The organism is Streptomyces sp. NPDC006140, from assembly GCF_040628815.1.
Classification (GTDB): domain Bacteria; phylum Actinomycetota; class Actinomycetes; order Streptomycetales; family Streptomycetaceae; genus Streptomyces.
In genome coordinates this window covers 959,363-967,916 of record NZ_JBEXTS010000002.1, presented here as the reverse complement: position 1 = coordinate 967,916, position 8,554 = coordinate 959,363, and the positions used below count along the sequence as shown (strand labels likewise).

At 70.2% G+C, this 8,554-nt stretch carries 6 protein-coding genes; all 6 read left to right on the top strand.

Going from position 1 to position 8,554, the window contains the following annotated elements:
• Positions 1-154: 154 nt before the first annotated feature.
• The 6 genes from ABZ386_RS09520 to ABZ386_RS09495 all read left to right on the top strand — a co-directional run bounded on the left by ABZ386_RS09520 (position 155) and on the right by ABZ386_RS09495 (position 8,545).
• The gene (locus tag ABZ386_RS09520) at positions 155-1,240 is read left to right on the top strand and encodes a polyamine ABC transporter substrate-binding protein (protein WP_356504727.1); all 1,086 of its coding nucleotides are present in this window, start codon (positions 155-157) and stop codon (positions 1,238-1,240) included.
• On the top strand, positions 1,233-2,402 hold the full coding sequence (locus tag ABZ386_RS09515; RefSeq protein ID WP_358964440.1) for an ABC transporter ATP-binding protein: 1,170 nt from the start codon (positions 1,233-1,235) through the stop codon (positions 2,400-2,402). Before ABZ386_RS09520 ends, ABZ386_RS09515 begins: the two co-directional genes overlap by 8 nt.
• 38 nt (positions 2,403-2,440) lie before the next feature.
• A complete protein-coding gene (locus ABZ386_RS09510) occupies positions 2,441-3,310 on the top strand; it encodes an ABC transporter permease (RefSeq protein ID WP_356504724.1) in 870 nt (289 codons plus the stop codon).
• Complete coding sequence (locus tag ABZ386_RS09505; RefSeq protein WP_358964438.1) at positions 3,307-4,143, top strand: ABC transporter permease; 837 nt, start codon at positions 3,307-3,309, stop codon at positions 4,141-4,143. The genes ABZ386_RS09510 and ABZ386_RS09505 overlap by 4 nt, the downstream gene beginning before the upstream one ends.
• 383 nt (positions 4,144-4,526) lie before the next feature.
• Positions 4,527-5,621 carry an ABC transporter substrate-binding protein gene (locus tag ABZ386_RS09500; protein WP_358964436.1) on the top strand — a complete coding sequence of 365 codons (1,095 nt, stop codon included), beginning with the start codon at positions 4,527-4,529 and terminating at the stop codon, positions 5,619-5,621.
• 245 nt (positions 5,622-5,866) lie between these two features.
• On the top strand, positions 5,867-8,545 hold the full coding sequence (locus tag ABZ386_RS09495; RefSeq protein ID WP_358964456.1) for a SpoIIE family protein phosphatase: 2,679 nt from the start codon (positions 5,867-5,869) through the stop codon (positions 8,543-8,545).
• Positions 8,546-8,554: the final 9 nt, after the last annotated feature.

Sequence of the window (8,554 nt, the reverse complement as noted above, 5' to 3'; positions counted from 1 at the left end):
TGGACCGCGGCTACGACCCGGTCACCCACGGCTACGACTACGTCACGGTGAAGTCCCTGGACGACCTCAACACCATGCTCGGCATCTGACCCGCGGCGTCTGCCCCGAGCCACCCCTCCCCCCTTCTCCCCAGCGAACTCCAGGAGGCTCTGCCATGGAAGGCAACCGGATAGGACGCAGAACCCTCTTCCGTACTGCGGGCGCAGTCGCCGCTGCCGCCGCAGTCGCCGGCTGCGGCACCGCGACCGGCAGCAGCTCGTCGGGCCGTGGCGGTAAGAAGCGACTGGTCGTCAGCAACAGCGGTGGCGCCTACAACGACGCGCTGACGAAGGCGATCTATGAGCCGTTCGCCAAGGAGACCGGTATCGCGGTCACCACGGTCAACTACCAGTCGGCGCAGGTCATCGCCCAGGTGCAGCAGGGCCGTCCGCAGGTCGACCTCATGGACAACTCGCTGCTCGTCTTCCAGAAGATGACCCGCCTGGACTGTCTGGAGCCCATGGACCACGACCGTCTGAAGAGCGTCAAGGGCGCCGGGATCGCGGAGCACAACCTGCCCGAGCGCGCGGTCGGCAAGAACGTGTGGGCCAGCGTGATGGCCTACCGCACGGACAGTCTGAAGCGCGGCCCGAAGAACTGGGCCGACTTCTGGAACACGCATTCCTTCGCCGGTCCGCGATCGCTGCAGAGCGCGGAAGTGGACCTGCCGGAGCTGGAGTTCGCCCTGCTGGCCGACGGGGTTCCGCTGGACAAGCTGTATCCGCTGGATGTGGACCGGGCGTTCGCTTCGATGTCCCGGATCCGCGGTGACGTGAAGAAGTTCTGGAACACCGGCGCCCTGCCGGCGGTCCTGCTCGGCCGTAAAGAGGTCGTGGCGACCAGCCTGTGGGCCGGCCGCGCCGACGAGCTGATCAAGCAGGGCATGCCGGTCGCGTACCAGTGGAACGGGGCGCGACGGCTCACCAACGGCTGGGGCATCCCCAAGGGTGCGGACAACACGGACGCCGCTTACAAGCTGATCGACTTCTCGCTGCGCCCCGAGGTCCAGGCGGCGTTCGCCAAGCTCTACCCGGGCGGCCCCGTCGTCCCTGCGGCCACCAAGCTGCTCTCGGAGGACGTCCTGGCCACGCTGCCCACTTCCCCCGAGAACCTCAAGACCGGGTTCGACGCGGATGTGGCGTGGTGGGACAAGAACCGTGACGCCGTCACCAAGCGCTGGCAGGAGTGGGCCGATGCCTGAGCCCGCCACGAGCCTGACCGGCGGACGGCTTTCGGCTGACGATCTCGCCGCTGCTGTGGCGCCCCGGTCGTCCTCACGGACGGGGAAGTCGCTGTCGGTGAGTGGGCTGCGGAAGTCCTACAGCGGGACGACGGTGGTCGACGGTGTGGACATGGAGATCGCGGCGGGTGAGTTCGTCACCTTCCTCGGCTCCTCCGGCTCGGGCAAGACCACGACGTTGATGATGCTGGCCGGGTTCACCGAGCCCGACTCCGGCACCATCGCCGTGGACGGCCGCGACATCACCCGCCTCAACCCCGGCAAGCGCGACTTCGGTTTCGTCTTCCAGCAGTACCTGCTCTTCCCGCACATGACCGTCAGCGAGAACGTCGCCTTCCCCCTGCAACTGCGCGGGGTGTCGAAGACGGAGATCCGGCGCAGGGTTGGGGAGACGCTGGAGGCGGCGGGCCTGTCGAAGTTCGCCGGCCGCAAGCCCCGCGAACTGTCCGGCGGTCAGCAGCAGCGTGTCGCGCTGTGCCGGGTGCTGGTCTACCGGCCGCCGATCGTGCTGATGGACGAACCGCTGGGCGCGCTGGACAAGAAGCTGCGCGACCAGATGCAGACCGAGATCAAGTCCATCCAGCGCGAACTCGGCCTGACCGTCGTCTATGTGACGCACGACCAGGAAGAGGCGCTGGTCATGTCGGACCGGATCGCCATCATGAAGGACGGCCGCATCGAGCAGTTCGACACACCTCGGGGTCTCTTCGAGCGGCCCTCCTCTCCGTTCGTGGCCGACTTCCTGGGCGCCGCCAACTTCCTCACCGGCAAAGTCGAAGAACCGGGCGGGGACGGGTCGACTCGGGTCCGTCTGGATACCGGCGGTGTCCTCAAGGCCCGTGCCCACCCATACGCGCCGGGGCAGCGGGTCCGTGCCGCCGTCCGGCCGAGCAAGCTCCGCCTGGTCAGCGCCGAGGAGAGCTGTTGCAGCGGCACGGTCGAGACGGCTGTGTACTGCGGTTCGCTGACCCGCGTCACCGTGCGCCTGGACGGAGCCGCCCCCGGCACGCCCCCGCTGCGGATCGAAACCGCCGCCACCCCGCCACAGCCAGGCGAACGCGTCTGTGTGACCGCCGACCGCGACGACGTCAGCGTCTTCAGCGACGTCGTGGACGGGGGGTGAGCGTGGCCGGCACCGCTCTCGCACCTGCCAAGGTGCCCGTGAGGAAAACGTCCGCGAAGCGCGGGCACCGCTCCCGCATCGCGCTGGTCAACGCCGTCCCCGTCACGGTGTTCCTCCTGGTCCTGTTCGTGTATCCGATCGTCGGGGTGCTCTCGCTGAGCCTGAAGGGCGACACCGGCGGGTTCACCCTGCACTGGTACACCGACGCCCTCAGCGGCGCGAACCTGTCCGTGCTGATGTCCACCCTGCGCATCTCCGCCGAGACGGCCGTACTCAGCCTGCTGGTCGGCTTCGTCCTGGCCCACGCCATCGCCCGCATGCGGCCCGTCTTCGCCGCACTCGCCATGCTGATCGTCGTGGTGCCGCACTTCATCAGTGCCCTGGTACGCACCTACGGCTGGATCATCATGCTCGGCGAACACGGCCTGATCAACACGCTGGCCACCTCGCTGCACGCGCCGGGCGCGCCGTATTCGCTGCTCTACAACGAGGTCGGTGTCGTCATCGGCACCACCTCCGTGATGCTCCCCTACACCGTCCTCGTCCTCCAAGGCGTGATGCGAGGCGTCGACCGACGGCTGCTCGCCGCAGCAGCAGGCTTCGGCGCAAGCCGGCTGACCATCTTCCGCCGGATCTACCTCCCCCTGGTGGCACCAGGCGTGGGCACCGCAGGCCTGCTCAGCTTCATCCTCTGCCTGGGCTACTACATCACCCCCGCCCTCATGGGCGGCGACAAACAAACCGTCGTCGCCGCACTCATCGACCAGCAGGTGATGAAGCAGGACCAGTGGAACTCCGCCGCCGCCTTCGGCGTCATCCTGCTCCTGCTCACCTTCGCCGGCCTGGGCATCCTCGGCCTGGCCAAACTCCGCCGCAAGAAGACGGCAGCACGAGGAGGCAGCTCATGATGGAACTGCCCCCCACCCGGGCCGGACACATCAGCCGCGCCCTCAGCGCCACCGCCATCCTGCTCTTCCTCGCGATGCCCATCGTGATCATCCTGGTCACGTCCTTCGGCGCCGACGGCATCGGCACCTTCCCGCCCAAGGAGTACAGCACCCGCTGGTACCAGCAGATGGCCGCACCCGGCGGCAACTGGGCCACCTCCATCGCCCTGTCCAGCCTCATCGCGGCCCTGACCACGGTGTTCTCCCTGATCCTGGGCGTGACGGCGGCGACCGCCCTGGCCCGCGGCCGACTGCCCCTGCACGCGGCCGTCTACGGACTGGTCCTCGCCCCCATGCTCATCCCCCAAGTCGTCATCGCGCTCGGGCTGTTCCTGTTCTTCGAACCCGCCGGCATGCTCGGCAGCCCCCTGGCCATCGCCCTGGGCCACACCGTGCTCGCCGCACCCATCGCGATCCTCATCATGATCTCCACCCTCAAGGGCATCGACGAACGCCTCGAAGACGCCGCCGCCAGCATGGGCGCCAGCCGCATCACCATCGCCCGCCGCGTCACCTTCCCCCTGGCCACACCCGGCCTCATCGCCGCCGCCGTGTTCTCCTTCATCACCAGCTTCGACGAATTCTTCATCGCCCAGTTCCTGTCCACCCCCGACACCCGCACCCTGCCGGTCCTCGTCTTCAACGCCCTCCAGTTCGACGTCGACCCCACCGTCACCGCCGTCAGCGCCGTCCTCATCGCGCTCGCCATCCTCGCCCTCGCCCTCGTCGCCGCCGTCCGCAAACTCGGCGGCCACCGCAACGGCGGCACCCTCCCCGTCGAACCCCTCACCTGACCGTCGCGAGCCGACGGGCTGCTGAGCTGACGGGCCGGGCGCCCCCTCCCCCAGTGCCCGGCCCGTCTTTCCACCCACCGTCAATCCGGCCTCGGCCGCGAAGGCGATACCGTCGGCATCGACGAATTCCTCGAATACAAGCGGGCCAGCGGACGACCTCGACTACGCAAGATCGTCGACAAACGACGCGGATCCCGGAATCCCGTAAATCGCATCGCGCGGAAATCTTCTTCGACGCCACGTCTGTGAAGAATCCACTTTTCCTGCTACACACATACGAAGGTTCCGCGAAGAAAGATCCCTCGAATGGCCGCCACCGTTTCTCTCCCCCGCTATATCAAGGTGTCGACCGCCGCTGCCCCCGGACGCGACGGAGGCAGACGGTGACGGGCGGGGGGATCGGCCGCAGGGCGTTTCTGAGCGGGGTCGGCGGCGCCGCGGCAGGCTTCGCCGCAGCTCCGCTCACCGCCTGCGGGTCGCGTGCCGGCCGGAGCGTCGCAGGGAGGCGGAGCACCGACGTCCTCGTCGTACGTGACATCGGCGGCTCCTACGGCGAGGCGAACCGAAAGGCCCTCTACGATCCGTTCACCCAGGAGACCGGCATCCCGGTCAGAGTGGTGAACCTCCTGCACGAGCAGCTGCTCGCCGAGATCGAGGCGGGCCGTACGCCGTGCGATGTCGCGGACACCAACATGTCCCTCTTGGTGCTCTTCCAGCAGAAGGGCGTCACCGAGGAGCTCGACTACGACCGGCTGGGGAACGCCCGGAAGGCCGGCATCGCCAAGTCGCTGCTCCTCTCCCACGGGGTGGGCAAGGCCTACTGGGCCAGTGTTCTGGCCTACCGCACCGATGCCTTCGGCGGGAGGCAGCCCGAGTCGTGGGCGCACTTCTGGGACGTCGGGGCTTTCCCCGGCCGGCGGGCGCTGCAGAGCGAGCTGGACTGGCCGGAGCTGGAGTTCGCGCTGCTGGCCGACGGTGTGCCGATCGACGAGCTGTACCCCCTCGACGTGGACCGTGCCTTCAAGGCCCTCGACGAGATCAAGGGCTCGGTGCACACGCTCTGGGACAACGGCGCCGAGCCTGCCGAGCTGCTGGGCCGTGAGCAGGTCGTGGCCTCCAGCGCCTGGCTCGGCCGCCTCCAGGACCCGGCCGGCCGTGGCTCGCGGCTCGCGTACGAGTGGAATGGTGCCCGCAGGCAGAGCAACGGTTACGGAATCCTCAAGGGGGCCGCGAACCCCGGCGCCGCCTACCGCTTCATCGACTTCGCCCTGCGGCCCGAGGTGCAGGCCCACTTCGCCCGCAGCTATCCGAACGGCCCCGTCGTACCCGCGGCGTACGCCCATCTGTCCGAGTCCACCGCCGCGAACCTGCCGAGCACCCCCGGGCACCTGCGGTCCGGCTTCGACCTGGACGTGGAGTGGTGGCTCGAGAACCAGGACTCCGTGACCAAGCGCTGGCGGGCGTGGGCACGGGCCTGAGTTCCATGGGGCGGCACGGCGCTGGATGACAGGAGAGGGCTATGGCCAGGACGTTCGGCCGATTCTCGGTCTCTCGATCCGATCCGTTCGACGGTCGGGGGGCGCGCTCCGCGCGTGCCGCGCGACCGGCCGGTGGGCACGAGGCGCGGCGGGAGTCCGGTGGCCGTTCGCCGGGGCCGCGTCCGGCCTCCCTGCCGAGGGTGCGCAGCGTCGCGGGCCAGGTGTTCCTGCTGCAGCTGGGGATCATGGTGCTGTTCGCCGCGGCCGCGGGCGTGGCCCTGGTACTGCAGGCGCGCAGCGCGAGCACGCAGGAGGCCCGGCAGCTGACGTTCGGCGTCGCCCAGACCTTCGCGCACGCCCCGGGGACGCTGGAGGCCATGAAGGGCGACGACCCGAGTGCGGTGATGCAGCCCCGCGCGGAGGAGGCCCGCAAGGAGTCGGGGGTCGACTACGTCGTCGCGTTCGATCCGAACGGCTTCCGGTGGACCCACCCCGACCCCGGGCTGATCGGCAAGCACGTCTTCGCCCTGCGCGAGGGCGCGGCGGCGGACCGCCCTTTCACCCAGAGCTTCGAGGGCAGCCTGGGCCTCTCCGTGGACTCCACGGTCCCCGTCCACGACACCGACGGGACAACCCTGGTGGGCTTTGTGTCGGTCGGCATCACCGTCGACAGCGTGAACGACGTGGTGTGGGGCCGGCTGCCGCATCTGCTCGGCTTCGCCGCCGGCGCGCTGGCGGTCTCGGCGGGTGGGACGGCGCTGGTCTCCCGGCGGTTGCGGCGCCAGACCCACGGCCTCGACCCGTCCGAGATGACCCGCATGTACGAGCATCACGACGCGGTGCTGCACGCGGTGCGGGAAGGGGTGCTGATCATCGCGGGTGACGGACGGCTCCTGCTGGCCAACGACGAGGCCCGGCGGTTGCTGGGGCTGCCCGCGGATGCCGAGGAGCACCGCGTCACCGATCTGGGCCTGGCCGCGGGCACCGTCCGGCTGCTGCTCTCGAACCGGGTGGCCACCGACGAGGTGCACCTGGCCGGCGACCGGCTGCTGGCGGTCAACATGCGGCCGGTCGACCCCGACGACCGACCCGCCGGCAGCGTGGTCACGCTGCGTGACACGACAGAGCTGCGGGCACTGGCGGGCCGGGCCGAGGTGGCCCGGGAGCGGCTGTGGCTGCTGTACGAGGCAGGGGTGCGGATCGGTACCACGCTGGATGTGGCGCGTACCGCTCAGGAACTGGCCGAGGTGGCGGTCCCCCGGTTCGCCGACGCCGCCACCGTCGATCTGCTGGATCCGGTCCTGCGGGGTGAGGAGCCTGACGGTCCCGGCCCCGAGATGCGCCGCGTGGCCGTTCACGGTGTCCAGAGTGCCGACGGGGTCCAGAAAGCCAGCGGCCTCAAAAATGTCAATTGTGTCGAGAGCGCCCCCTCCCCGTGGCCCGTAGGAGAGCTGGTCCGCTTCGTTCCCGCCACGCCCGCGCCCGTCGGCGTCGAGCGGGGCCGCGCCGTGCTGCAGGCCGGTCCGGCCGCTCAAGCCCCAAGACCCGGGCCCGGGCATCGGGCGCCGGACCACGGCTTCCAGTCCCTGATCACCGTGCCGCTCCAGGCCCGGGGCATGGTGCTGGGCATGGCAGGCTTCTGGCGCTCGCAGAGCGCTCCCTTCGAGGAGGAGGACCTGGCCTTCGCCGAGGAACTGGCCGCGCGGGCCGCCGTGGCCATCGACAACGCCCGCCGCTACACCCGCGAGCACGCCCTGGCCGAGACGCTCCAGCGCAGCCTGCTGCCCCGCTCCCTGCCCGACCAGTCGGCCGTGGACGTCGCGCACCGCTATCTGCCCGCCCTGGACGGAGTCGGCGGCGACTGGTTCGACGTCATCCCGCTGCCCGGAGCCCGGGTCGCTCTCGTGGTGGGGGACGTGGTCGGCCACGGCTTCCACGCGGCGGCCACCATGGGACAGCTGCGTACGGCGGTGCACAACTTCTCCGCCCTGGACCTGCCCCCGGACGAGCTCCTGGGGCGCCTGGACGAACTGGTCACGCGGATCGACAGCGAGGAGAGCGCCGATCGGGACACCGAGGGCGTCACGGGCGCCACCTGTCTCTACGCGATCTACGACCCGGCCTCCGGGGCGTGCTCCCTGGCCCGGTCCGGGCATCCGGAGCCGGCCCTGGTGCACCCCGACGGCACCGTGGAGTACCTGCCCGTACCGGGCTCGCCGCCCCTGGGCCTGGGCGGCGGGGAGCCCTTCGAGACGGCCGAACTCACGCTGCCCGAGGGGTCTCGGCTGGTCCTGTACACCGACGGCCTGGTCGAGGACCGGGAACAGGGCATCGACGCGGGTCTGGAGGCGCTGCGGGCTGTCCTGGCGAGACCGGCCCGGACGGCGGAGGAGACCTGCCAGGACGTCATCGACGCGCTGCTCCCGGCTCGCCAGGGCGACGATGTGGCCCTGCTCGTCGCCCGTACGCGGAGGCTCGACCCCTCCCAGGTCGCCGTATGGGACGTGCCGGGCGATCCGGCGGCCGTCGCCGGGATCCGGGCGGATGTCACCCGCCGGCTGGAGGCCTGGGGGCTGGAAGAGCTCTGTTTCACCACCGAGCTGGTGATCAGCGAGTTGGTCACGAACGCCATCCGCTACGGCACCGAGCCGATACGGCTTCGGGTGCTGCACGACCGCAACAGTCTGATCTGCGAGGTCGCCGACGGCAGCAGCACGTCGCCGCACCTGCGTCGGGCGGCGACCACCGACGAAGGGGGGCGGGGGCTGTTCCTGGTCGCGCGGTTCGCCCGGCGGTGGGGCACGCGCTACCTGGCCCGCGGCAAGGTCATCTGGACCGAACAGTCCGTCCGCGGCCCGGCGGCCGGCGCCGAGGGAGCATCGGCCGACGACCTGCTGGACCAGTGGGACGACGCGGCCTGGTGACCGCCTGCG